Origin of the sequence: Bradyrhizobium daqingense, assembly GCF_021044685.1 — a bacterium.
Taxonomy (GTDB): domain Bacteria; phylum Pseudomonadota; class Alphaproteobacteria; order Rhizobiales; family Xanthobacteraceae; genus Bradyrhizobium; species Bradyrhizobium daqingense.
The window spans coordinates 5,500,065-5,525,314 of sequence record NZ_CP088014.1 but is presented as its reverse complement, the minus strand read 5'-3'; the positions used below and the strand labels follow the sequence as shown (position 1 = coordinate 5,525,314).

Below are 25,250 nucleotides of genomic sequence, written 5' to 3'. Positions count from 1 at the left end.
AATCCGCTTTCACTGCAATCCAGCACTGATTCCCAGAGTATTGTCATGCGGTTGTCGCGGTTCTTTCTGCCCATCCTGAAGGAAAACCCGAAAGAGGCGGAGATCGTCTCGCATCGGCTGATGCTGCGCGCCGGCATGATCCGGCAGGAGGCCGCCGGCATCTATGCCTGGCTGCCGCTCGGCTTCCGCGTGCTCAAGAAGATCGAGCAGATCGTGCGCGAGGAGCAGGACCGCTCCGGCGCGATCGAGGTCTTGATGCCGACGCTCCAGCTTGCCGATCTCTGGCGCGAGAGCGGCCGCTACGACGCCTATGGCCCGGAGATGCTGCGCCTCGCCGACCGCCACAAGCGCGAGCTCCTGTATGGGCCGACCAACGAGGAAATGATCACCGAGATCTTCCGCGCCTATGTGAAGTCCTACAAGAACCTGCCGCTAAACCTCTATCACATCCAATGGAAATTCCGCGACGAGCAGCGTCCGCGCTTCGGCGTGATGCGCGGCCGCGAGTTCCTGATGAAGGACGCCTATTCGTTCGACCTCAACGAAGCCGCCGCGCGCGTTGCCTACAACAAGATGTTCGTCGCCTATTTGCGCACCTTCGCGCGGATGGGGCTGAAGGCGATCCCGATGCACGCCGAGACCGGCCCGATCGGCGGCGATCTCAGTCACGAGTTCATCGTGCTGGCAGAAACCGGCGAATCCGGCGTGTTCATCAATCGCGACGTGCTCGACCTGCCGGTGCCGGGCGAGGACGTCGATTACGAGAGCGACCTGACGCCGATCATCAAGCAATGGACGTCGGTCTATGCGGCGACGGAAGACGTTCATGACGCCGCGCGCTTCGAGCAGGAAGTGCCGGCGGACAAGCGGGTCAACACTCGCGGCATCGAGGTCGGCCAGATCTTCTATTTCGGCACGAAATATTCCGAGCCGATGAAGGCGCTGGTGGCCGGCCCCGACGGCGTCGACGTGCCGATCCACGGCGGCTCCTATGGCGTCGGCGTTTCGCGCCTGCTCGGCGCGATCATCGAAGCCTGCCACGACGATGCTGGCATCAAATGGCCGGAAGCGGTGGCGCCGTTCCGCGCCGTGGTGCTCAATCTCAAGCAGGGCGATGCCGCGGTCGATGCCGCCTGCGAGAAGCTCTACGCGGAGTTGACCGCCAAGGGCGTCGACGTGCTCTACGACGACACCGACCAGCGCGCAGGTGCCAAATTCGCCGCAGCCGACCTGATCGGCATTCCCTGGCAAATCATGATAGGGCCGAAGGGACTCGCCGACGGCAAGGTCGAGATCAAGCGCCGCAGCGACGGCGCCCGCGAGACCATGTCGCCTGCCGACGCGGTCGCAAGACTTGTGGGCTGATCGGGCCGTCGGCTGAATATTGTTCATCGCGCGAGATCGCGGCCGCCAATCCGGCCACATTTGACCCCGAATCATGGGATTATCGAGCGATGGATGAGACCATGACCGAAACCGCCAAGTCTGCGCCTTTTGCGCCATTCGAGTGGATGCTTTCGGCGCGCTATTTGCGGGCGCGCCGCAAGGAAGGATTCATCTCGGTCATCGCCGGGTTCTCCTTTCTCGGCATCATGCTGGGCGTGGCGACGCTGATCATCGTGATGGCCGTCATGAACGGCTTCCGCAAGGAGCTGCTCGACAAGATCCTGGGGCTGAACGGCCATATCCTGGTCCAGCCGCTGGAATCGCCGCTGACCGACTGGAAGGACGTCGCCGACCGCCTCAGCCAGGTCCAGGGCATCCGGCTCGCCGCGCCCGTGGTCGATGGCCAGGCGCTGGCGTCCTCGCCGTGGAACGCTTCGGGCGTGCTGGTCCGCGGCATCCGCTCCGACGACCTCAACAACCTCACCTCGATCGCCAAGAACATCAAGCAGGGCTCGCTCGAGGGGTTTGACGAGGGGCAGGGCGTTGCGATCGGTCGACGGCTCGCCGACCAGCTGTCGCTGCATGCCGGCGACAGCATCACGCTGGTGGCGCCGAAGGGCGCGGTCACCCCGATGGGCACGACGCCGCGCATCAAGCCGTACAAGATCGTCGCCGTGTTCGAGATCGGCATGTCCGAATACGATCTCGGATTCGTGTTCATGCCGCTGGCGGAGGCGCAGGCCTATTTCAATCGCAGCAACGACGTCACCTCGATCGAGGTGTTCACCACCAACCCCGACAAGATCGACGCCTTCCGCAAGGCGGTGACGGAGGCCGCGGGCCGACCGGTGTTCCTGGTCGATTGGCGGCAGCGCAACTCGACCTTCTTCAACGCGCTCCAGGTCGAGCGCAACGTGATGTTCCTGATCCTGACCATGATCGTATTGGTCGCAGCGCTCAACATTGTCTCCGGTCTGATCATGCTGGTGAAGGACAAGGGCAGCGACATCGCGATCCTGCGCACAATGGGCGCCTCGCAAGGCTCGATCATGCGCATCTTCCTGATCACGGGCGCCTCGATCGGCGTGGTCGGCACGCTGGTCGGCTTCTTCGTCGGGCTGGTGATCTGCCTCAACATCGAATCGATCCGGCAATTCCTGTCCTGGCTGACCAGCACCGAGCTGTTCTCGCCGGAGCTCTACTTCCTGTCGAAACTGCCCGCCGAGATCGACGTCGGCGAGACCACGGCCGTCGTCATCATGGCGCTGACGTTGTCGTTCCTGGCGACGCTCTATCCGTCCTGGCGTGCCGCGCGCCTCGACCCTGTCGAAGCGTTGCGGTACGAGTGAGGGGCTGATGGAGCAGCAGGGGGAAGATGTACCTGTCATTTATCTCCACGAGATAAAGCGGCAGTACTTGCAGGGCGAGGTGCCGCTGACCATCCTCGATGGCGCCAAGCTGGCGTTGTGGCCGGGGCAGTCGGTCGCGCTGGTGGCGCCGTCGGGCTCGGGCAAGTCGACGCTGCTGCACATTGCGGGTCTGCTCGAGGCGCCCGATTCCGGCGAGGTCTATGTCTCGGGCACGCCGACTTCGCAGCTCCCCGACATCGAGCGCACGCATTTGCGCCGCACCGACATCGGCTTCGTCTACCAGTCGCACCGGCTGTTGCCGGAGTTCTCGGCGCTCGAGAACGTCATGCTGCCGCAGATGATCCGCGGCCTGAAGAAGTCCGAGACCGTCAAGCGTGCCAAGGAGATCCTGGGTTATCTCGGCCTCGGCGACCGCATCACCCATCGGCCCGCCGAGCTCTCCGGCGGCGAGCAACAGCGCGTCGCGATCGCGCGTGCGGTGGCGAATGCGCCGCGCGTGCTGTTTGCGGACGAGCCGACCGGCAATCTCGATCCGCATACCGCGGACCACGTCTTCCAGGCCCTGATGCAGCTCGTCAAGGCGACGCAGGTCTCGATGCTGATCGCGACCCACAACATGGAGCTCGCCGGCCGCATGGACCGCCGCGTCTCGCTGTCGAACGGCCAGGTGGTCGAGCTCGAATAGCAAGGGGCGAAAACAACCCCATGCACAGTAGCCAAGTGCTTGGCCAGACTGACGAAAAATTCGGCGATGGAACTCCACCGCCGCCTCCGGGCTCAGGGCCTGATCACGGTCAATTTGAACGGCCCGCCATGGGCCGCGGCGTGTTCGACCGCGGCGTTAGCGTGATCGAGATCGAACGTTGTCGCCTGGTATTCGTCCAGCCTGAGCAGCCCGGCGCGCACCAGCGCGATCAGGCGGCTCGCGGCATCGGGCGGGTACATCCAGACGCCATGGATGCTGATGCAATTGCGCATGATCCAGGGGTAGGGCAGGTCGAGCCCTGCGCCGCCCGCCATGCCGACGCCGCCCATCAGCACGACACGGCCATAGGGACGCACCGTCATGACCGCCGCGCGCACCACATTGGTGCTCACCGAGGGCGGCATGATGTCGAACACGCAGTCGATCGGGCCGGATGCGGCGCGCTTCATGCTGTCGCGGTCGTCGTCCTCGACGCCCGTGAGCCTGATCGGCTTCACACGGCTGCCGAAGCGGCGGACGAGATCGGCCAAAATCGCTTCGTTGCGGCCGGGTGCGACGACGCAGGCTGCGCCCATCGCGAGCGCGACAGAGACGGCGGCGCTGCCGAAATTGCCGGTCGCCCCGCTCACCAGCACGGTCTCGCCTGCTTGCAGATTGGCAGCGAGGAAGCCGCCATAGGGCACCAGCAGCGTGCCGAGCGCGCACCATTGCGTCGCTTCCTCCGACGTGATGGTGCCGATCCGCTTGACGTTCTCGGTCGGCACCCGCATCTGCTCGGCAAACGAGCCGTGGCGAAAATGTTGCTGCAGGCGCATGCCGCCGGGGCCGGCGGCGGTCAGTCCCTGTAACGCGATGTCGGGCGCGACGGCGTCGTCGCGCGAGCGCACCGTCGGATCGCAGAACACCCAGTTGCCGACGACAAGCTTGGTCGCATCAGGGCCGATCGCGCGCACGCGGCCAATGCCGCCGGGGCCCGGGATGATCGGCAGGTCGAGTGCGTAGTTGCGCGTCCCGTCGAAGACCTCGTTCATGTAGGACAGCACGCGGGTGGCGACGACATCGACGATGACCTCGCCGGTGCCGAGCACTGGTTCGGGGACGTTCTCGATCGCCAGGGGCGAACCAAAGGATTTGAGCACGGCAGCTTTCATGATGTTTCACCTCAAAGTCGGGTGAAGCCGATATGCGCTGCCTTGGCGCGAGCAAGAAGGCCTGGTATTATCCTAGTATTCCGAGGACCCTCCATCGCGGGAGCGATATCATCGCCGATCCACGCCGCGTCGAATTCGGCGACTTCCTCCGGTCGCGTCGCGAGAAGCTGTCGCCGAAGAGCGTCGGACTTCCGGCGGGCCGCCGGCGTCGCACCGCAGGCCTGCGTCGTGAGGAGGTGGCGCAGCTCGCCGGCATCGGTGTCGACTGGTACATCCGTCTCGAGCAGGGCCGTACCGTCAGCCCTTCCGTCACCACTGTGGACGCGCTGGCGCGGGCGCTGCGCCTCTCGAAGACCGAGCACGCGCATCTGAAGGCGCTGGCACGCGACGGGGTGAGAGCCGCGTTCGTGCCGGAGATCGTGCCGCCGCCCATCCGGCGGATGATCGAAAGCCTGGCGCAGCCGGCCTACATCACCGGCCGGCGCTGGGACGTGCTGGCCTGGAACGCCGCGGCCGAGGAGATCTTCGGCTTCGGGCAACTGCCCGAGCAGGATCGCAACACGCTGCTGCTGGTGCTCACGAACAAGCAGACGCGAAAATTCTACGGCACAGGCTGGACCGACGTTGCCAAGAGCATGGTCGCGATGTTTCGCGCCACCCACGACGTCTGGGCGGGCGATCCCGCCTTCGCCGAGCTGCTCACGCGGCTGCGCCAGGGCAGCCCGGAATTCGTCAAATGGTGGGAAGCGCATGAGATCCGCAGCACCGCTTCCGGCCTCAAGACCATGAACCATCCCACCAAGGGCATGCTCCGGTTCGAGCACACCAGCTTTCAGGCCAACGACGATCCCGCGCTGAAGCTCGTGATCTATACGCCGGTGTAGGGCGTGGGTCGGCCGAACCGATAGCATTGGCAGGCCCGGCGAAGTTTGCCGCGCGAGCTCACAGTCAGAGCTCTGCGCGGGAACCGAGACGCCATCATGCGGTTAACGACGGGCAGCTTGTGCGAGCTGCCTGCATCTGAGAGGTCGGGCAGGCGCGCTGGTTGATGCGAATTGCAGCGCGACGATCAATTCATTGGCTCCTCAAGGAGATTAGGAAGTGGCAGGGGAAGACCAATGACGATAGCGACCGGGGTCTACTCGGCCGATCGCAACTCCGTCTTGGCCACGCTCGGCGACTACATCCGAGAAATCAGCAATCCCGACGATCTCGCTTATGCTGCTGCAGAGCTGCTCGGTCGTAGCCTCAACGTCAGCAGGGCAGGCTACGGCACGGTCGACACGACTGAGGAAACCATCACCATCGTCCGCGACTGGAACGCGCCGGGCATCTCGAGCCTCGCTGGGGTGCTGCGCTTCCGCGACTACGGCAGCTACATCGAAGATTTGAAGCGTGGTGAGACCGTCATCTGTGCCGATGCGGAAAAAGACCCGCGTGTCGGCGACCGTGCCCGGGCTCTCGAGGCCATCTCCGCGCGCGCGCTCGTCAACATGCCGATCTCCGAGCCGGACGGGGTCGTGGCGCTGCTGTACCTCAACAACGCGATGCCGCGCGAATGGAGCCCCGAAGAGCTGGAGCTGATCCGCGATGTTGCCGAGCGCACGCGCACCGCGGTCGAACGCCGCCGCGCGGAAACAACCGTGCGGGAGAACGAAGCCCGGCTGCTCTTTCTGGACGCGCTCAACAAGGAGACGGCCAAGACCCGCGATGCCGACGGCGTGATGGCAGTAACAACCAGGATGCTGGGCAAACATCTCGGCGTTTCCAATTGCGCCTATGCCGACATGGATCCCGATCAGGACGGCTTCACCATTCGCGGGGATTGGGCCGCACCCGGTGCGGTCCATATCCTCGGCCATTACAGCCTGGCTGATTTCGGCGTGAAGGCGGTGCGAGAGCTCGGTGCCGGCCGGCCGCTCATCATCAACGACAATCTGAAGGAGATCGCGCCGGAGGAAGCTGCCACGTTCCAGAGCATCGGGATCGGTTCGACGATCTGCATGCCCCTGGTCAGGGAAGGGCAGCTCACCGCATTGATGGCGATCCATCACCGTGGCCCGCATCGGTGGACGTCGCGCGAACTCGCCCTGCTCAAGGAGGTGACCGAGCGATCATGGGCGCATATCGAGCGCGTTCGATCGGAACAGGCAGCCCGGGACGCCGCCGAACGGCTGGTCCTCGCCAACAAGGCTGCCGGCATCGGCACCTGGGACTACGATCCGGTCAACGACGTTCTGCGATGGGATAATCGTTGCAAGGAGGTGTTCGGTCTCTCGCCGGACGCCGAGGTCAGCTATGAAGGCTCGTTCCTCAAGGGTATTCATCCCGACGACAGGCAGCGTGCCCACGAGGCCGTCTCCGCGGCGCTCAGTCCCCATGCTCCGACAAGTTACGGAATCGAATTCCGGGTCGTCGGTATCGAGGATGGTGTCGAGCGTTGGGTTGCCGCGACCGGTCAGGCGATTTTCTCCAACGGCCAGGCCGTTCGATTCATCGGGACGGTGCTTGACATCTCCGCGCAAAAGAAGACTGAACGTCATCTCAGAATTCTGAACGATACGGGGGCATCGGTTGCCCGCGAACGCGACCTCGAGACAATCGTGCAGATCGTGACTGACGCCGGTGTTGAGCTGACGGGCGCCCAGTTCGGGGCCTTCTTCTACAACGTCCTGACTGCGGATGGCGGCAGCTACATGCTGTATTCGTTGTCAGGCGTGCCGCGATCCGCATTCGAGAACTTCCCGATGCCCCGCGCCAGGGCCGTGTTCGAGCCGACGTTCAAGGGCACGAGCGTGGTGAGGTCTGACGACATCCTGCAAGACCCACGCTACGGCAAGAACGCGCCGCGGAAGGGCATGCCCGAGGGCCATCTCCCGGTTCGGTCCTATCTGGCGGTCCCTGTGATCTCGCGGACGGGCGAGGTGCTCGGGGGACTGTTCTTCGGCCATGCCGAGACGAGAAAATTCCAGGCCGAGCATGAGGCCGCACTGCTCGGAATTGCGGGCCACGCCGCCACCGCGATCGACAATGCCCGGCTTCTGACCCGGCTCGAGGCGCTCAATGCCGAGCTGGAGCAACGTGTCGCCGATGAGATCGCCGAGCGCATGAAGGCCGAGGAGCAGCTGCGGCAATCCCAGAAGATGGAAGCCGTCGGGCAGCTGACCGGCGGGATCGCCCACGACTTCAACAACATGCTGGCCGTCATCCTGGGCAGCTTGAATCTCGCCAAGCGGCGGCTCGGCAAGGGAGAGGTCAACATCGATCGCTTCATCGAGGGCGCCATCGACGGCGCAAGCCGCGCGGCCACCCTGACGCAAAGGCTGCTCGCATTCTCGCGCCAGCAGCCTCTGGCGCCGGAAGTCGTCGACATCAACAAGATGGTCGGCGGCATGAGCGAGCTGCTCGAGCGCTCACTCGGCGAGCTTGTCCGCCTCGAAACGGTCCTTGCGGCCGGCCTCTGGCGCGTCAAGGCGGACCCGGCCCAGCTCGAAAGCGCGCTCATCAATCTTGCCGTCAACGCACGCGATGCCATGCCGAAGGGCGGCAGGCTGACGATCGAAACCAGCAACGCTTCGATCGACCGGAAATATGCCCGCGAATACGCATTGTCGCCCGGACAATATGTTCTGATCGCCGTGACGGACAACGGCACGGGCATTGCGGCCGACGTGCTGGGAAAGGTGTTCGATCCGTTCTTCACGACCAAGGTCGTGGGCAAAGGCACTGGCCTCGGCCTCAGCCAAGTCTACGGCTTCGTGCGGCAGTCCGGCGGCCATGTCAAAATCTATTCTGAGGTCGACGTCGGTACGACCGTGAAGATCTATATGCCGCGTTTCGCGGGCGAGGAGCCCGTTTCAACTCCATCGCAAGGCGTGACGCATCCCGGAGCAAGTCTGCAGAGCGAGACCATTCTGGTTGTCGAGGACGATGAGCGCGTCCGCAGCATCTCGTCCGAAAGTTTGCGCGAGCTGGGCTATACCGTCATCGAAGCCGCGAGCGCCAAGGAGGCGATCAGGACGATCGAAAATGGTTTCGTACCGGATCTGCTGTTCACCGACGTCGTCATGCCCGACATGACCGGCGCCGAGCTTGCGGCAGAGCTGTCGAAGCGCCATCCGGATCTGAAGGTGCTGTTCACCACCGGCTATACGCGCAACGCGATCGTTCACAACGGCATGCTCGATGCCGGCAAGCATCTGCTGTCCAAGCCCTTTGCGATCGAAGACCTCGCCGCCAAGGTTCGCCATCTGCTCGACGAGGGTTGAACGCGCTATGCCAGGTTCGCTTCGGTTCGGGTGCGCCTGTTTTCCAGGTCAACGAAGTCTGATCGCGGTTTCGGTCACTGTGCCCCGGAGGCCTGCGACGGCGCGACGGCCGAAGATGCCGGGCTGGGGTTCAGCGAGGGATTGGGTGTCCAGGGGCTCGCGGGCCAATGGGTTGCCTGCCAGGGAACTGCCGGCAAGGGCATTGCCGGCAAAGAGGGCTTCGCGCTGGTCGCCGCCGCCGCGCACGAGGCGACAAGCTGCGTCCACACGGAGGCCAACCCCGTCAGGTCGATGTCGAATTTCGCGATCTCCACCTGATCGCCCGGCATCGGCGTGGTTTCGCGGACGCGCAGTGCGCGGGACGCCAGGACCGCCTTGACCATGTCGGCATCGATGTTGCCGCGCCAGACCTCGTATTTGCCAAGGCGTGGCGCAGGCCCTCCGGCGGTCATGTCCGCGTCGGCGTCCGCCGTCATCAGGATCGTGCTCTTGCCGGTGGTCGTCTCGTCGATCTCGCCCGCGAATGTCAGCGGCACGCGCTTGCCACTTTCGCAGGACAGGCGCCACTCCATCGTGCGGAACGAAGAGCCGTTCTCCTTCTTGACCGTCGCGATCTTGCGAACGAACGGCCGAGCCTCCTTCTCCAGCTTCCATGTCGTCTCGGCGAGTGGCCGCGTGTCGATGCCGAACCGATAGAGCTCGGATCGTGTCAGCACGTGCAGGTTTTCGAACTTCACGGTCCGAATGAGAGCATCGAGCTCGCCGCTGATCCCCATCGCAGCGATGAACGCGGCGCGGTCGCGATCGGCCGTCAATATCCGGCGCCGCCTGTATTCCGCGACCGCCTCCGGGGCCGGATGCCCGTGAAAGAGCAGGACCAGCCTGGAATTGTGGACCGCCAGCGCGGCATCGGGGGCGACTTCGCGCGACGTCGCTCCGAAAAACAGGTAGCCGCAGGCCGAGTTGCACATCGCGCGAGAGGTAGTGAGTTCGGCCTCGACCTCGCCGCTCGCGTTCTTGATCTTCAGGCACGCGGCGTCCGCTTGCGGACCCACGCCACAGGCCGTGGCGATGGTGCGGCCGACGCGTGCAATCGCCTTTCGGCTGCGCAGCAACCGGGCGATGAGGTAGGACTGCTCCACGTTTCCGCCGGGCGAATGCAGATAGATCGGGCGCTGGGTGTCCTTGACGCCAGCAAGGAAGCGGCGAATGCGCGGCGCAGCGTCTCGATCGATCTCGCCCTCGATGGCGATCCAGCGGTCGCAGCCCGGCCCGCAAGCGTCGGGTGCTCCCTTGGCGAGATAGATCGTCAGCTTGGAGGCAAACCCGGCTTTCTCGGCCGGCGCTCCCTGGGCATGCAGTGCGCCGGGGAGCAGCAGCGAGACCAGGGGGAGCAAAATGCGGGCAAGCATGAACTGATCGGACCACTAGCGGGAAACAGCGAAGAGATTATACGATGATCTGTGCTTGAACAACTTTCGGTAGCGCGTTGGGATGGTGATCCATATCCTCGAAGGCAACTTCATCCGGCTTCGCCAAGACGCACTTGCGGGCCCTCACGGGCCCTCGCGCGCCCACACCGTGGTCGCTACGCGAATGGACCTTAGATCGTCACGATGGCCGGTTGAGGCGACAATCTGATCACGTCAACCGGTCAATGATCTGAAGCAGCCGCTCGCATGCTGGCGCGATCCGCTTGAGCGGAGATGTCGCAACCCCAAGCAAGAGTCCCGGCCGCGCCGAAGCCTTCGAAGCATACCAGAGCGATAACGGCGTAGGCGCCATTCCACGCGTGGCTGTTTCCCTGGCGATGGCGAGGTCAGGGGCTCCGTTCGGCAACCGCACGACGGCCGCTAGTCCGGCGAGCGTCACGTTTGCGGTGCGCTGGCGAAGATATTTCAGCAACGCATCGCCTTGCGCCGCGTAGGCGCGCTTCGTGCGTCGAAGATGCCGGAGATAATGGCCCTCGCGCATGAAGTCGGCGGTTGCGAGCTGTACCGCGGGGCCGGGCGCCGGCGCGAGGCATGCCGCAGCTTCCGCAAATCGCGATGCCAGAGCGGCCGGCGCGACGACGAAGCCCAGCCGCAGGGCAGGGGTCACGGTCTTGCTGAAGGAGCCGATGTGAATGACCCGGCCCGTACGGTCGAGCGAGGCGAGCGCAGGAGTCGCCCGGCCCTTGAGCTGGAGTTCGCTCAGATAGTCGTCCTCAATCACCCACGCCTTGCTTTGCGCAGCCCAATCAAGCAGGCGCGAGCGCCGTGCGAGAGATAAAGTCGATCCAAGCGGCGCCTGCTGTCCTGGCGTCACGACCACCAGCGCCGCGTCCGGCGCGTGTTTCAATCCGTAGTCAACGTCGATGCCCTCCGCGTCGACAGGGATCGGGGCGATCGATAATCGCGCCAGCTTAAGACCGTGCCGGGTGAAGGGAAAGCCCGGGTTCTCCATCCAGGCCTTCTTCTGCTCGAGCCCGAGGACGCGGAGCGCCAATCCGAGGCCGCCGCTGAAACCAGCGGTGATCATGATCTGCGACGGGGCGCATTCGATCCCACGGGCCAACGCAAGGTAGGCCGCGATCTCGCGCCGTAACGCCAACTCGCCGCGTGGATCAGGGTAGATCGCAGGCGTGCTCGCTTCGATGCGAACGGCTTGCGCGCGCATCCGTGCCAGCAGCGTGGCAGGAAAGGTCTCCTGTGCCGGCACACCCATCTGAAAGATCGCCGGCCCCGCAGTGAGCTCCCGGTACATCTCCATGAAGGAGCCTGGCGCCGGGGCATTGTCCTGGCGGACAGGGAAGGACGGCCGATCCACCACATGTGTTCCGCTGGCGCGGCTGGCGACGATCAGTTGGGCGGACGAGAGCTTCTCATACGCGATGCGCACGGTGCCACGCGCGACGCCAAGCTGAGCCGCCAGATCCTGCCAGGAGGGCAGGCGTGCGCCCGGCGCGAGGACGCCGCTCTCGATGGCGGCCCTGATCCCCCTGTGGATCTGCTCTGCCAAGGGCGTTTTTGCAGAGCGATCGAGCTCCAGATGCAGCGGCTTGGTCATGTCCAGGTAGTACACGCTTTTTATGCATTCTTGGTTCTTTTTTATGGACCACGGCGAGGACATCTAAAGGGCAAGGGAAGGCTTCATCCCCTCGTATTATGAAGGAGAAAGCAGATGAGTGGACGTCTCGACTACAACCACATCGCTCCGGCGGGCGCTAAGGCGCTGGGCGGCGTTTACGGCTACGTGATGCAGAGCGGGCTCCCCGCGACGCTGGTGAATCTCGCTTATCTGCGGGTCTCGCAGCTCAACAACTGCGCCTATTGCCTCGACATGCACACGCGCGATCTGCTCAAGGGCGGGGTCAAGATCGAAAAGCTTGCGTTGGTCCAGGCGTGGGCCGAGGCTGGCAATCTCTTCGACGAGCGGGAGCGCGCCGCGCTTGCATGGGCCGAGACCGTCACCCGCGTGGCCGAGACCAACGTTCCGGATGAAGCCTATCAAGCCGCGCGCAAGGTCTTCAGCGAGCGCGAGCTGGTTGATCTGACGATCGCCATCAGTCTGATGAATGCGTACAATCGCATGTCGATCAGCTTCCGAAATACGCCGCAAGCCGTTCTTGAGAAGGCCGCCTGATTGCGAACGGCATCGGCAGAATGAGAGTAGGAGCTTGAAAATGACGAGCGTGATTTCCGGCGTCAAGATTCCCGACAGCCAACTCGCGCGTGAGGCCACCGAGCTCGTGCGCCAATACGAAGACGAGATGCTGTTCAACCATTCAGTTCGCGTCTATGTGTTCGGCGCGATCAAGGGGCTGCGCCAGAAGCTGAAGTTCGATCCGGAGCTGTTGTACGTCGCGGCGTTGTTTCACGACCTCGGCCTCGTCGATCACTACCACACCGAGACCAAGCGATTTGAGGTCGACGGCGCCGACGCCGCGCGCGACTTTCTGCGGGCGCGCGGCATTGCCCAGCCGCAAGCCGACCTGGTGTGGGAGGCGATCGCGCTGCACACCACGCCCGGTATTCCGCAATATATGAGACCGGAGATCGCGCTCACCAACGCAGGCGTTCTGGTGGATGTCGTAGGCGTCGGGTTCGACGATTATACGCCCGAACAGCGCGAGCAGGTGACCTCCGCTTTTCCGCGCGGTGACTTCAAGAACGAATTCCTGAAGGTGCAGACCTGCTCGGCCTTGAAGAAACCACAGACGACATTCGGGACCGTCAATTTCGATTACATCGAGGATCACGATCCCACGTTCCGCAAGCCAAATGCGTGTGCGCGCATCCGCAACACGCCCTGGCAGAGCTGAGCGGGCTTCCTCAGGGGCGCTACGCCACCGGATCGCTCGCTGCATCTGAACGGCTATGATCCGGCGCCAGCGGCGGCGCCGGTCCAGCCGGAGCGTTCGTCGGCGACGCAGCATCGCGGCGCGACGTGAACCCGATCGACCTTGGGCTGGCGTCACGCCAGGCGACGATCCAGATCAGGAAGCCGAGCAGCGCGAGCCCGGCGCCGACGGGACCGGTGGAGGTCCAGCCCAGCCCCTCGCGAATGGCGAGGCCGCCGAGGAACGGGCCGAGCGCATTGGCGGTGTTGAAGGCCGAATGGTTCAGCGCGGCGGCGAGCGCCTGCGCATCTCCCGCGACGTCCATCAGCCGCGTCTGCAGGATGGCGCCGAGCGAGACGCTAGCGCCGATCGCGAACACGTCCGCCGCGAGCAGCCAGGGATTGCCGGCGGCGAGCGGAAACAGCAGGAGTGCGACGGCGGCGAATAGCAGGATGACGCCCGCCGTCGGCATCAGCGCGCGGTCGGCGAAGCGCGGCACGACCAGATTGCCGAGCGTGGCGCCGATGCCGAACACGGCGAGGAAGAACGGGATGACCGTGGGGCTGACCTTGGTGACCTCGATCAGCGTGGTCGCGAGATAGGTGTAGATGGCGAACATGCCGCCGAAGCCGATGGCGCCGATCGCCAGCGTGATCCAGACGCGGCCGCTTCTGAGCGCGCCGAGCTCGCGGAGCGGATCGGAGCTGCCGGCCCGGTCGCGCGGCGCGAACAGGGCGCACAGCAAAATCGTGAGCAGCGCCAGCACCGACACGAGGCCAAAACTCGCGCGCCAGCCGACCGCCTGTCCGATCAGATTGGCCAGGGGCACGCCGATGATGGTGGCAGAGGTCAGGCCGAGCACGACTTGTCCGACCGCCTGCGAGCGGCGATGTTGCGGAACGAGCGAGGCGGCGACCAGCGCGGCGATGCCGAAATAGGCGCCGTGGGGCAATCCGGAGAGAAAGCGGGCCGCGATCATCGAGCCGTAGCCCGGCGCCAACGCCGTGAGCGCATTGCCGAGTGCGAACACGGCCATCAGCGCCAGCAGCTGCGTGCGCCGCGCGAACCGCGCGCCGAGCACGGCGATCAGCGGTGCGCCCAGCACGACGCCAAGCGCATAGGCGCTGATCGCGTGGCCCGCCGTCGGCTCGTCGATGCCGAGGTCGGCGGCAAAGAACGGCAGCAGGCTCATCGATGCGAATTCGGTGGTTCCGATCGCAAAGCCTCCCATCGCGAGCGAGACGAGGACGATGGCGAGGTGAGGGGGCGCCGAGGCTGCGGTTGAACCCGCGCGGGTCGAGGTCGCTTGATGCGAGATCGTCATGTGTCCTGCATTGATGGCGTCAAAGGGAACCAGCCCAGCGAACGTCGCCATCCCTGCAAGATTTGTTCGACGGTACTTAAACCCGGATCAGCCAGCGTCAACAGGAAGCCGCGATGTCAGGCGGGCTGCATATCAGCATCCCGCATGTGCCAGCCCTCATCGATGCTTCGATCGTCGAGGGGGCTTCGCCTGTGCAAAATACGGGTTCACGACGCAACTCGCCGAACGGCCGACGGCGAGGTATTTGCATTGTGCCAGCGAACCGTAACGGCAATCGAAATAGCCGACGGGGCCGTAGATCTGCATGCAGACGGGGTAGCTTGGATCATAGGTCTGCGCGTGCACGGCCCCGCCTGCGAGCAGCAGGCCAATGACGATGAGCGCGCACTGTGTGAGGCGCATCTCAGCGCGGCAGGAAATAGCCGGGCGTCTGCGCGCGCGGACGATTCGGATAGGCATAGGGATCGTCGCTCTCGCCGGCGAAGAAGGGATTGGCGATGCAGGTCAGCGCGCGACCCGACGCGCTGGCCTGACACTGTGCGTAGGTATCGAACCTGCAATTGCTCAGCCCAGGCCATTCATCGCCGGTGAGGCAGAACGGATGACGCGTGCCGAATGCCTGCGCCGGCGAGCTTGCGCTGAGTGCGAACGCAATTGTGGCGAGCGCGAGCGAAAATGTGGCGACAATGGGGAGGGTATTCCGTTCACGCATCTCATTTCTCCAATCACGCGAATGTGCGCGCGGCGTCGTTACGCGCCCCTGCAGTTTATCTCGTGTCGGCAACATTGGAATTGCTGAAAACACTTGTTTCAAAGGGTTTCGGGCGCGCTCTGCTAAACGTTCGTTAATGAAGCGCGGCCCTTTGGCTTCAACTGTTGCGTCGAGGTTACAGCAATTCCGTCGAGCGCTGTTATGACGGCACCACGGCCCGGGGGCCTACTGAAGAAACTGGAACGGGAATCAGATGAAGAAGAATTTGTTGCTTGCCGCTGTCAGCCTCGTCGCGCTGAGCGCGGCTGCGCCAGCGCTGGCTGCTGACCTCGCGGCGCGGCCGTACACGAAGGCGCCGCCTGCGGCGATCGCGGCGGTCTACGACTGGAGCGGCTTCTACATCGGCGCCAACGCCGGTGGTGGTTCGTCGCACGCGACTTGGGATTTCGTTGGCCTTGGTCGCGAAGGTTCGCACGATGCGACCGGAGCCACGGTCGGTGGTCAGATCGGTTACCGCTGGCAGTCGGGTCAGTTCGTGTTCGGCGTGGAAGGTCAAGGCAACTGGGCCGACTTCTCTGGCGACAACGTCAGCGCGCTGTTCGCCACCCGCAACCGCACCAAAGTCGACGCGTTCGGTCTGATCACCGGTCAAGTGGGCTACGCCTGGAACAACGTCCTGCTCTACGTCAAGGGCGGTGCGGCTGTGGTCAGCAACAAGTACGAGATCTATGGTCTCGGCGGTCCGCTGCTCGCCTCGACCAGCGACACCCGTTGGGGTGGCACGGTCGGCGCTGGCCTCGAGTTCGGTTTCGCCCCGAACTGGTCGGTGGGCGTCGAGTACAACCACATCTTCCTCGCCGACAAGGACGTGACCTTCGCCGGCTTCGCAGGTACCGAGCGCATCCGCCAGGACGTCGACATGGGCCTCGTCCGGTTGAACTACAAGTTCGGCGGCCCGATGATCGGCCGCTACTAAGACGTACCGCTTCTCTGGAAGCTGCCATCGAAAGCCCCGGCCTTGCGCCGGGGCTTTTTTTATTGTCCGGTTCAGAGGCTTAACCATCTTTCTCCGGAAAGGTCGAGATCGCTTGACTCCCGAGAACGAAATGAGAACAATGTTCTTCATACGTTCTAGCAAAGGGAGCGCGAGACCATGTTCAAGATTTTCGTGGAAGAGGCAGCTGCTCTGGCGTCGATCACGCTGTTCGTCGGAATGATCGCGATCTGGGCCCAGGTGATTCCGCAGCTCTGAGCAGCGGTTCCGTAAACCGATGGCCAAGTCCCAATCGGAGCCCTCGTCGAGGTGCCGGGTTGGGGAAAAGCGGGACGACGCGGCTGATCGGCCGTTCCGGGTGGACTCTGGGGCAGTGACGCCTCACCATCGTGAGGCGAGTCGGCCGGGCAGGTGCGGGGATGCTCACCATGTCCCCTGGAGCCGGCGACCGCTCCATCTCATCTGCAAGAGGCCGTCACGCGACCATGCCGAGCGCCGGATTTGTCCACCTTCACGTTCACTCGGCCTATTCGCTGCTCAAGGGCTCGATCAAGATCGCCAAGCTCGCCGAGCTTGCGAAGAAGGACCACCAGCCGGCCCTGGCGCTGACCGATACCGACAACATGTTCGGTGCGCTGGAGTTCTCCGACAAGATGGCGGGGTCCGGTATCCAGCCGATCGTCGGCTGCGAGCTCGCGATCGATTTCGGCGACCAGGATCCGAATGCGCGCAACGCGCTCGGGCCCTCGCGCGTGGTGCTGCTGGCAGCGCAGGAGCGCGGCTACCGCAGCCTGATGCGGCTGAACTCGCGGGCGTTCCTGGAGACGCCCGATACCCACGCCCCCCACATCAAGTTCGACTGGCTCGACGGCGAGACCGAGGGCCTGATCGCGCTCACCGGCGGTCCGGACGGTCCGGTCTCGCTGGCGCTCGCCACCGGGCAGGCCGAAATTGCCGCGTTGCGCTGCGAGCGCCTCGCTGGCCTGTTCGGCGACCGCCTCTACGTCGAATTGCAGCGCCACAACACCGACAAGGAGCGGCGCATCGAGAGCGGCCTGATCGACATCGCCTATGCCAAGGGCCTGCCGCTGGTCGCGACCAACGAGCCTTATTTCGCCGCGACCGACGATTACGAGGCGCATGACGCGCTGCTCTGCATCGCCGGTGGCCGGCTGATCGCCGAGACCGACCGCGAGCAGCTCACCCCCGATCACCGCTTCAAGACCCGCGCCGAGATGGCGGTGTTGTTCGCCGACATTCCGGAGGCGCTGGCCTCGACGGTGGAGATTGCCGAGCGCTGCTCGTTCCGCCCGATGACGCGCAAGCCGATCCTGCCGTTCTTCACGGTCGGTGCTGCCGCAAGCTCGGATGCCGCCGCGGTCGAGGCTGCGGAGCTGAAGCGGCAGGCGGAGGAGGGACTCGCCAACCGCCTGCGCGTGCACGGCCTGTCGCAGGGCACCACGGAAGAGGATTACAACAAGCGCCTGGCGTTCGAGCTCGACGTCATCATGCGCATGAAGTACGCGGGCTACTTCCTGATCGTGTCCGACTTCATCAAATGGGCGAAGGCGCACGGCATCCCGGTCGGGCCGGGCCGCGGCTCGGGCGCAGGCTCGCTGGTCGCCTGGGCGCTGACCATCACCGATCTCGACCCGATCAAGTTCGGCCTGCTGTTCGAGCGCTTCCTCAATCCCGAGCGCGTCTCGATGCCGGACTTCGACATCGACTTCTGCCAGGACCGCCGCGGCGAGGTGATCAAATACGTCCAGGAGCGCTATGGCCGCGACCAGGTCGCGCAGATCATCACCTTCGGAACGCTGCAGGCGCGCGGCGTGCTGCGCGACGTCGGCCGCGTGCTGCAGATGCCCTATGGCCAGGTCGACAAGCTGACCAAGCTGGTGCCGCAGAACCCGGCCGCGCCGGTGACGCTGGCCGCCGCGATCGAGAGCGAGCCGAAGCTGCAGGCGTTCCGCGACGAAGATCCGGTGGTGGCGCGCGCCTTCGACATCGCCCAGCGCCTCGAAGGCCTGACCCGCCACGCCTCGACGCACGCGGCCGGCATCGTCATCGGCGATCGCCCCTTGAGCGAACTCGTGCCAATGTACCGCGATCCGAAGTCGGACATGCCGGTGACCCAGTTCAACATGAAATGGGTCGAGCCGGCTGGCCTCGTCAAATTCGACTTCCTCGGCCTGAAGACGCTGACGGTGCTCGACGTTGCCTGCAAGTTGCTCAAGCCGCGCGACATCCATGTCGATCTCGCCACGCTGCCGATCGACGATGCCGAGAGCTACCAGATGCTGGCGCGGGGCGAGGTGGTCGGCGTGTTCCAGGTGGAAAGCCAGGGCATGCGGCGCGCGCTGGTCGACATGCGCCCTGACCGTTTCGAGGATATCATCGCGCTGGTCGCGCTCTATCGCCCGGGCCCGATGGCGAACATCCCGACCTATTGCGCGCGCAAGCACGGCGACGAGGAGCCGGAATATCTGCATCCGGTGCTGGAGCCGATCCTCAAGGAGACCTTCGGCGTCATCATCTACCAGGAACAGGTGATGCAGATCGCGCAGGTGATGTCGGGCTATTCGCTTGGCGACGCCGACCTCTTGCGCCGCGCCATGGGCAAGAAGATCCGTGCCGAGATGGACAAGCAGCGCGACATCTTCGTCGCGGGCGCGGTGAAGAACGGCGTGCCGAAGGGCCAGGCCGAGACTATCTTCGAGCTGTTGGCCAAGTTCGCCGATTACGGCTTCAACAAGAGCCACGCGGCGGCCTATGCGCTGGTGTCCTACCACACCGCCTACATGAAGGCGCATTATCCGGTGGAGTTCATCGCGGCGTCGATGACACTCGATCTCAACAATACCGACAAGCTGTCCGAATTCCGCTCCGAGGCGCAGCGCCTCGGCATCAAGGTCGAGCCGCCGAACATCAATCGCTCGGGCGCGACCTTCGAGGTCGGCGACAAGACGATCTATTACGCGCTCGCCGCGCTCAAGGGCGTCGGCATCCAGGCGATCGACCAGATCATCGAGGAGCGCAACAACAGGGGATTGTTCACCTCGCTCGCCGACTTCGCCGCGCGGGTCAATCCGCGCGCGATCAACAAACGCATCATCGAGAGCTTTGCCGCCGCCGGCGCCTTCGACACGCTGGAGCCGAACCGGGCGCGTGTCTTCGCCGGCGCGGATTCTATCCTGGCCGCCTGCCAGCGCGCGCATCAGGCCGAGACCATCGGTCAGAACGACATGTTCGGCTCATCGGCCGACGCGCCGAGCATCATGCTGCCGCAGATCGAGCCATGGCTGCCGGCCGAGCGGCTGCGCCGCGAATACGATGCGATCGGCTTCTTCCTGTCGGGACATCCGCTCGACGATTACGCCACCGTGCTCAAGCGCCTGCGGGTGCAGTCATGGGCCGAGTTCTCGCGCGCGGTGAAGACCGGCGCCACCGCCGGCAAGGTCGCGGCCACCGTCGTCTCGCGCATGGAGCGGCGCACCAAGACCGGCAACAAGATGGGCATCATGGGGCTGTCCGATCCGACGGGCCACTTCGAGGCCGTGCTGTTCTCCGAGGGCCTTGCGCAATATCGCGACGTGCTGGAGCCGGGGGCTGCCGTGCTGCTCCAGCTCGGCGCCGAGCTCCAGGGCGAGGACGTGCGCGCCCGCGTGCTGCATGCCGAGCCGCTCGATGACGCCGCCGCCAAGACGCAGAAGGGCCTCCGCATCTTCCTTCGCGACACCAAGCCGCTGGAATCGATCGCCAAGCGTCTCGCCGGTCCCGAGATCGCCGCCGCGAACGGTGCCGCGCCGAAAATCGGCAGCCCGGCCATCGCGCCGCGCTCCAATGGCGACGGCGAGGTCTCACTGGTGATGATGCTCGACCTCGAGACCGAGGTGGAGATGAAGCTGCCCGGCCGCTTCAAGGTCTCGCCGCAGATCGCCGGCGCAATCAAGGCGGTCGCCGGCGTGGTGGACGTGCAGCAGGTCTGACGGTACGCCCACACCGCTGCAAACCAAGGCTTAACTATTTGATCCGCGCCTGGTTTCGAAGTCCGTAGAGCGCAGCTATCAGTTGTCGTGTCAAGTAACTCGTTGGACGTGAAGCCAGGGAGAACCACACCCATGTGCGACAGATGCTCTGACATTCTGCGTCAACCACTCACTTCTTCGCGGCGCTCCATGATGCTTCTTGCCGCTTCGGCGTTCGGAGTGGCGGCGCTTGGCGGATCCGCGCCGGCCAAGGAGGCGAAGGCGCCGCCGAAGCCGCAGAACGTGCTGTCGCCCGATGCCGCTCTCAAGCGCCTGATAGAGGGCAATGCGCGCTACGTGGCCGGCGTGTCGCGTCGCCACGACTTCAAGAATGAGCGCGAGGCTCTGGTCGGCGGTCAGAATCCTTTCGCGGCCGTTCTGAGCTGCGCGGATTCGCGTATCGCGCCCGAATACGCCTTCGACAGCGGGCGCGGCGACTTGTTCGTGTGCCGCGTCGCCGGAAACTTTGCCGGCGATGAGACGATCGCGAGCATGGAGTACACCGTCGCCGTGCTCGGCACGCCCTTGATCCTGGTGCTCGGGCACGACAGCTGCGGCGCCGTCGACGCGACCATCAAGTCGCTGAAGGACGACAAGCCGCTGCCGGGGCATATCCCCACGCTGGTGTCCGCGCTCGCGCCGGCGGTGAAGACCGCGGCTCAGCAGAGTGGGAACGCGCTTGACAACGCCATCCGTCAGAACGTCATCGACAACGTTGCCAAGCTGAAATCGGCTGCTCCGATCCTCAACGCTGCGGTCGAGCAGGGCAAGCTCAAGGTGGTCGGCGGCATCTATCGGCTGAGCACAGGGACCGTCGAGTTGCTTGCCCAGGGCTGAGCCCGCCTTCGGAACATGGAGCCGGTGGTCGCGCCTCTTTCCAGCAGGGGCCGGCCGCCGGGCCATCTTCAGAAGCGCAGCCGCCCTCGGGCCAGCCGCGCCATTTCGCCGCCTCAATCCGAGCCTTTCGTTCAAGCGCCGTTCAGCCGGCCGCGCGTCAGATGTGCGGTGGCGTTTGAACCTTATTGGCGGGCGAGCAGGCGATGCGCGGGACCTTCGGAGCTTTCTTCGGCCTTCTTCTGGCGATCCCGCTGGTTGCGGGCATGATGCCGGGGCCCGCAAGCGCGCAGCAGCAGGAGAAGCGCATCGCGCTCGTGGTCGGCAACGGCGCCTATGCCAAGTCGCCGCTGGCGACCACCGCCAACGATGCCGGCCTGATCGCGCAGACGCTGCAGGCGGCGGGCTTCGACGTCGTCGGCGCGCGCGATCTCGACGGCGACACGCTGCGCAAGAGCTTGCGCGACTTCATCCAGAAGGCCCAGGCATCCGGCCCGGGCACCGTCGCGATGATTTATCTCGCCGGCTATGGCGTGCAGCTCGCCGGCGAGAACTATTTCGTCCCGGTTGATTCCAATATCAGCCGGGACACCGACATTCCGACCGAGGCCCTGCGCGTCAGCGACTATGTGCGCCAGCTGGCAGCGATTCCGCTCAAGGCCAACATCGTCGTGCTCGATGCGGCTCGTGCGCAGCCCTTCATCGAGGGCGGTCAGCCGATCGCCAGCGGCCTTGCGCTGGTCGAGCCCGAGGCGAACATGCTGATCGCCTTCAACGCGGCGCCCGGCACGGTGGCGCCGGAGGAGCCGGGCCCCTACGGCATCTATGCGCAGTCGCTCGCCGAGATGATCCGCACCGGCGGCCTGCCGCTGGCCGAGGTGTTCGACCGCGTCCGCCTGCGCGTCAACGAAGCCTCCAAGGGCGCACAAGTGCCCTGGAACGAGCAGAAGATCGCCGCGCAATTCTCGTTCTTCGAGCGTGGGCCCGACGCGCCTCCGCCGGAGGCCGGCTCCGACCAGGTTGCCGCGATGCGCAACAAGCCGATCCGCGATCTCGGTGTGCAGGATGCCTATGCCGCCGCGCTCGAGCGCGACACGCTGGCGGGCTATGAGGAATTCCTCGTGACCTACCCGAGTGATCCGCTCGCCAAGCGCGTGAGGGCGATCGTGGCGGCGCGGCGCGAGGCGATCACCTGGCGGCGGACCTATCGCACCGACACGCCGGAGGCCTATTGGTCGTATCTGCGCCGCTATCCGCGCGGGCCACATGCGGCCGACGCGCGCCGGCGTCTTGCGATCCTCACCGCGCCGCCCGAGCCGCCGCCGACCTTCGCGATGATCGATTACGACGTGCCGCCACCGCCGCCCGAGGAGGTGGTCTATGTCGATCGTCCCGTGCTGTATTTCAGCGACCCCGATTTCGGCTTCGCGCCGCCGCCACCGCCGCCGGTCTACTATCTGCCGCCGCCGCCGCCGGATTTCGTCGTGCTGCCGCCGCCGCTGCCCGTGGTCGGCCTATTCGTGCTGCCGCAGCCGGTGTTCGTGCCGATTCCAGTGTTCGTCAGGCCGCCGGTCTATGTCGCGCCGCCGCCGAACAACATCATTTACCAGAACATCCACAACACCACGGTCATCAACACCGTGATCAACCGGCCGCCGCCGCCACCGCCTGCGGGGGCGGGCGCGGGGACCGGACCGGCCAATCTGGCGCCTGCCGTCGCCGGGCGCGCCAACCCGGCAGGTCCGGCGGTGCCGCAGGCCGTGGTTCAGCGCGCCGCGCTGATCCAGCAAGGCAAGGCGCCGATGCCGCCAAGCGCGACGATCCAGCCGATGGCAAGGCCAGGTATCGCGGCACCGGCTCCGGCCAATGTCGCCCCCGCGACAACAGCGCAGCCGCCCGCTGGGGCCAAGCTGCCGCAGGCCAATACGCCGCCGCAGGCGAATACGGTGCCGCAGGCCAACACGCCGCCGGCGCCGGGGGCTCCCGGTGCGCCACCGGCCGCAGCAGGGGTGGCGCCCGGGGCTATCACGCCGAACACAGGTCCGACCGCGACGGCTCCCGCTGGCAACGCGGCTGCGAGCCCGCAAGCACCGGGGGCGGCCAAGCCGCCACAGGCCAGCACACCGCCGCAGGCTACGGCGCCGCCGCAGGCTAACGCGCCGGCGCAGGCTAATACGCTGCCGGTGCCCGGGACCCCTGGCGGACCGCCGGCTCCGGCTGGAGCAGGGCGCGCGCCAGGCATGGCCCCATCGCAGGGCAAGCCCGTCGCGACCACCACGCCACCCGCCGGCAACATCCAACCCGCGCAGCCGAACGCGGCAACCGCGACGGCGCCCAACCAGCCGCCCGCTCGCGGAGGTCCGACGCCGCCGTCCGCGGGGCTGCCCAGGCCGGGGGCATTGCCTCCGTCCGCGACGGACCCGCGCGGCAGGCCGACCGGCCCTCAGCCGGGCGTTTTGCCGCCCCCGAGTGCCGCTGGCAGACCGGGTGTTCCGAGCGCGGTCAGGCCCGCGACGCCTCCACCGCCGCCGGTGGCAGCGCGCGAGCCGTCAACGGTTCAGGATCGTCGGGCGGTTCCGCCGCCGCAAGCCGCCAAGCCCGCGCCGCCGGTGAATCCTCAGGCTCTGGCCAGGCCGACAGCTCCGCCACCGCCACGGGTCGCACCACCTCCGCCGCCGCGTGCGGCGCCTCCACCGGTGGCCGTCGCACGACCGACACCGCCGCCGCCCATGGCCCGGCCCGCTCCGCCGCCTCCGATGGCGCGGCCGGCGCCGCCTCCGCCACCGGTGGCAAGGCCGGCACCGCCGCCGCCACCTCCGGTAGCGCGTGCAGCACCGCCTCCCATGGTCGCGGCGCCGCCGCGGCCAGCGCCAGCACCACATCATCCGCCGCCACGGCCGGCCGGACCGCCGCCGAAGGTTTGCCCGCCCGGCCAGAAATGCTAGGGCGCCGGCAAGCGACGAAAGCTTCCGGGTGCCCGGGAAGGGCCCCTTATTTCCTTGCTTCTGGCCGAAATGGCGCTATATAGCGCGCCATCTCACACGGAAACATGGCTCACAAGGCCGTCCGGTGGCAACCGGGGCGAGAACGCTCCGTTTTGCTCACACGTTTCCGGAGGAACCAACCGGAGAATTAGAACGATGGCGCTACCCGATTTCACCATGCGTCAGCTGCTCGAAGCTGGCGTTCACTTTGGTCACCAGTCCCACCGCTGGAATCCGAAAATGGCTCCGTTCATTTTCGGTACCCGCAACAACATCCACATCGTCGACCTCGCCCAGACCGTGCCGATGCTGCACCAGGCCCTTCAGGCCGTCAGCGACACGGTTGCCAAGGGCGGCCGCATCCTGTTCGTCGGCACCAAGCGCCAGGCGCAGGACGGCGTTGCCGATGCGGCCAAGCGCTGCGCGCAGTACTTCGTCAATTCGCGCTGGCTCGGCGGCACGCTGACCAACTGGAAGACCATCTCGGCCTCGATCAAGCGCCTGCGTCATCTCGACGACGTGCTCTCGGGCGGCGAAGCCAATTCCTACACGAAGAAGGAGCGTCTGACGCTTCAGCGCGAGCGCGACAAGCTCGATCGCTCGCTCGGCGGCATCAAGGACATGGGCGGTCTGCCCGACCTGATCTTCGTGATCGACACCAACAAGGAAGACATCGCGATCCAGGAGGCCCAGCGCCTCAACATCCCGGTCGCCGCGATCGTCGATACGAATTCGGATCCCAAGGGCATCACCTATGTGGTGCCGGGCAATGACGACGCCGGCCGCGCCATCTCGCTTTATTGCGACTTGATCGCGCGTGCGGCGATCGACGGCATCTCGCGCGCCCAGGGCGATTCGGGCATCGATATCGGCGCGTCGGCCAAGCCGCTCGCCGAAGAGCTGCCGGCTGCATCCTCGAGCGGTTTCCAGGGCCTTGCGGGTCCTCGCGGCACCGCCGACGACCTCAAGAAGTTGCCGGGCGTGTCGGGTGCGATCGAGAAGAAGTTCAACGACCTCGGCATCTTCCACTATTGGCAGCTCGCCGAGCTCGACCACGACACCGCGCACACGATCGGCGAAGAAGTCGGTCTGCCGAGCCGTGCGGACGCCTGGGTGGCCAAGGCCAAGGCGCTGACCGCGGAAGCGGAATAGTCAAAAAGAGCGATGGGTTG

General features: G+C 65.5%; 18 protein-coding genes. 12 read left to right on the top strand and 6 right to left on the bottom strand.

Annotated elements, in window-relative coordinates:
• Positions 1 to 45 precede the first annotated feature (45 nt).
• From proS to LPJ38_RS26110, 3 genes are all read left to right on the top strand, one after another.
• On the top strand, positions 46 to 1,365 hold the full coding sequence (gene proS / locus LPJ38_RS26120; RefSeq protein WP_145641222.1) for a proline--tRNA ligase: 1,320 nt from the start codon (positions 46 to 48) through the stop codon (positions 1,363 to 1,365).
• 89 nt (positions 1,366 to 1,454) lie between these two features.
• A complete protein-coding gene (locus tag LPJ38_RS26115; protein ID WP_145641219.1) occupies positions 1,455 to 2,735 on the top strand; it encodes a lipoprotein-releasing ABC transporter permease subunit in 1,281 nt (426 codons plus the stop codon).
• A 7-nt stretch (positions 2,736 to 2,742) separates the two neighbouring features.
• Positions 2,743 to 3,441: an ABC transporter ATP-binding protein gene (locus tag LPJ38_RS26110; RefSeq protein ID WP_145641217.1), complete on the top strand. Its 699-nt coding sequence runs from the start codon at positions 2,743 to 2,745 to the stop codon at positions 3,439 to 3,441.
• Positions 3,442 to 3,533: 92 nt separating this feature from the next.
• On the opposite strand, the gene LPJ38_RS26105 is transcribed toward LPJ38_RS26110, so the two are convergent.
• Positions 3,534 to 4,613, bottom strand: a complete 1,080-nt coding sequence (locus LPJ38_RS26105; RefSeq protein ID WP_145641215.1) for a zinc-binding dehydrogenase — start codon at positions 4,611 to 4,613, stop codon at positions 3,534 to 3,536.
• 110 nt (positions 4,614 to 4,723) lie between these two features.
• Here LPJ38_RS26105 and LPJ38_RS26100 point away from each other — a divergent pair, with 110 nt between their 5' ends.
• Positions 4,724 to 5,497, top strand: a complete 774-nt coding sequence (locus LPJ38_RS26100; protein WP_145641326.1) for a helix-turn-helix transcriptional regulator — start codon at positions 4,724 to 4,726, stop codon at positions 5,495 to 5,497.
• 234 nt (positions 5,498 to 5,731) lie between these two features.
• Complete coding sequence (locus LPJ38_RS26095) at positions 5,732 to 8,881, top strand: GAF domain-containing protein (protein ID WP_145641213.1); 3,150 nt, start codon at positions 5,732 to 5,734, stop codon at positions 8,879 to 8,881.
• Between the two features lie 74 nt (positions 8,882 to 8,955).
• Here LPJ38_RS26095 and LPJ38_RS26090 read toward each other — a convergent pair whose 3' ends face one another.
• Both LPJ38_RS26090 and pdxR read right to left on the bottom strand, forming a co-directional pair.
• Positions 8,956 to 10,293, bottom strand: a complete 1,338-nt coding sequence (locus tag LPJ38_RS26090) for a hypothetical protein (RefSeq protein WP_145641211.1) — start codon at positions 10,291 to 10,293, stop codon at positions 8,956 to 8,958.
• 229 nt (positions 10,294 to 10,522) lie between these two features.
• Positions 10,523 to 11,929 carry a MocR-like pyridoxine biosynthesis transcription factor PdxR gene (gene pdxR / locus LPJ38_RS26085; protein ID WP_167520730.1) on the bottom strand — a complete coding sequence of 469 codons (1,407 nt, stop codon included), beginning with the start codon at positions 11,927 to 11,929 and terminating at the stop codon, positions 10,523 to 10,525.
• A 114-nt stretch (positions 11,930 to 12,043) separates the two neighbouring features.
• Here pdxR and LPJ38_RS26080 point away from each other — a divergent pair, with 114 nt between their 5' ends.
• Positions 12,044 to 12,505, top strand: coding sequence for a carboxymuconolactone decarboxylase family protein (locus LPJ38_RS26080; protein WP_145641206.1), 462 nt, complete (start codon positions 12,044 to 12,046; stop codon positions 12,503 to 12,505).
• Between the two features lie 40 nt (positions 12,506 to 12,545).
• Positions 12,546 to 13,184 carry an HD domain-containing protein gene (locus LPJ38_RS26075; protein ID WP_145641204.1) on the top strand — a complete coding sequence of 213 codons (639 nt, stop codon included), beginning with the start codon at positions 12,546 to 12,548 and terminating at the stop codon, positions 13,182 to 13,184.
• A 19-nt stretch (positions 13,185 to 13,203) separates the two neighbouring features.
• On the opposite strand, the gene LPJ38_RS26070 is transcribed toward LPJ38_RS26075, so the two are convergent.
• The 3 genes from LPJ38_RS26070 to LPJ38_RS26060 all read right to left on the bottom strand — a co-directional run bounded on the left by LPJ38_RS26070 (position 13,204) and on the right by LPJ38_RS26060 (position 15,238).
• The gene (locus LPJ38_RS26070) at positions 13,204 to 14,526 is read right to left on the bottom strand and encodes an MFS transporter (RefSeq protein WP_167520724.1); all 1,323 of its coding nucleotides are present in this window, start codon (positions 14,524 to 14,526) and stop codon (positions 13,204 to 13,206) included.
• A gap of 156 nt (positions 14,527 to 14,682) precedes the next feature.
• On the bottom strand, positions 14,683 to 14,928 hold the full coding sequence (locus tag LPJ38_RS26065) for a DUF3551 domain-containing protein (RefSeq protein ID WP_145641199.1): 246 nt from the start codon (positions 14,926 to 14,928) through the stop codon (positions 14,683 to 14,685).
• A gap of 1 nt (position 14,929) precedes the next feature.
• Complete coding sequence (locus LPJ38_RS26060; protein WP_145641197.1) at positions 14,930 to 15,238, bottom strand: DUF3551 domain-containing protein; 309 nt, start codon at positions 15,236 to 15,238, stop codon at positions 14,930 to 14,932.
• Positions 15,239 to 15,491: 253 nt separating this feature from the next.
• Here LPJ38_RS26060 and LPJ38_RS26055 point away from each other — a divergent pair, with 253 nt between their 5' ends.
• The 5 genes from LPJ38_RS26055 (at position 15,492) to LPJ38_RS26035 (ending at position 25,230) form a co-directional block, all read left to right on the top strand.
• Positions 15,492 to 16,214: an outer membrane protein gene (locus LPJ38_RS26055; protein ID WP_145641195.1), complete on the top strand. Its 723-nt coding sequence runs from the start codon at positions 15,492 to 15,494 to the stop codon at positions 16,212 to 16,214.
• A 503-nt stretch (positions 16,215 to 16,717) separates the two neighbouring features.
• Positions 16,718 to 20,221 carry a DNA polymerase III subunit alpha gene (gene dnaE / locus LPJ38_RS26050; RefSeq protein ID WP_145641323.1) on the top strand — a complete coding sequence of 1,168 codons (3,504 nt, stop codon included), beginning with the start codon at positions 16,718 to 16,720 and terminating at the stop codon, positions 20,219 to 20,221.
• Between the two features lie 132 nt (positions 20,222 to 20,353).
• Positions 20,354 to 21,097 carry a carbonic anhydrase gene (locus LPJ38_RS26045; RefSeq protein ID WP_145641193.1) on the top strand — a complete coding sequence of 248 codons (744 nt, stop codon included), beginning with the start codon at positions 20,354 to 20,356 and terminating at the stop codon, positions 21,095 to 21,097.
• Positions 21,098 to 21,300: 203 nt separating this feature from the next.
• On the top strand, positions 21,301 to 24,039 hold the full coding sequence (locus LPJ38_RS26040) for a caspase family protein (RefSeq protein WP_145641191.1): 2,739 nt from the start codon (positions 21,301 to 21,303) through the stop codon (positions 24,037 to 24,039).
• 195 nt (positions 24,040 to 24,234) lie between these two features.
• Positions 24,235 to 25,230, top strand: coding sequence for a 30S ribosomal protein S2 (locus LPJ38_RS26035; protein ID WP_042336442.1), 996 nt, complete (start codon positions 24,235 to 24,237; stop codon positions 25,228 to 25,230).
• The last annotated feature ends 20 nt before the right edge of the window (positions 25,231 to 25,250 follow it).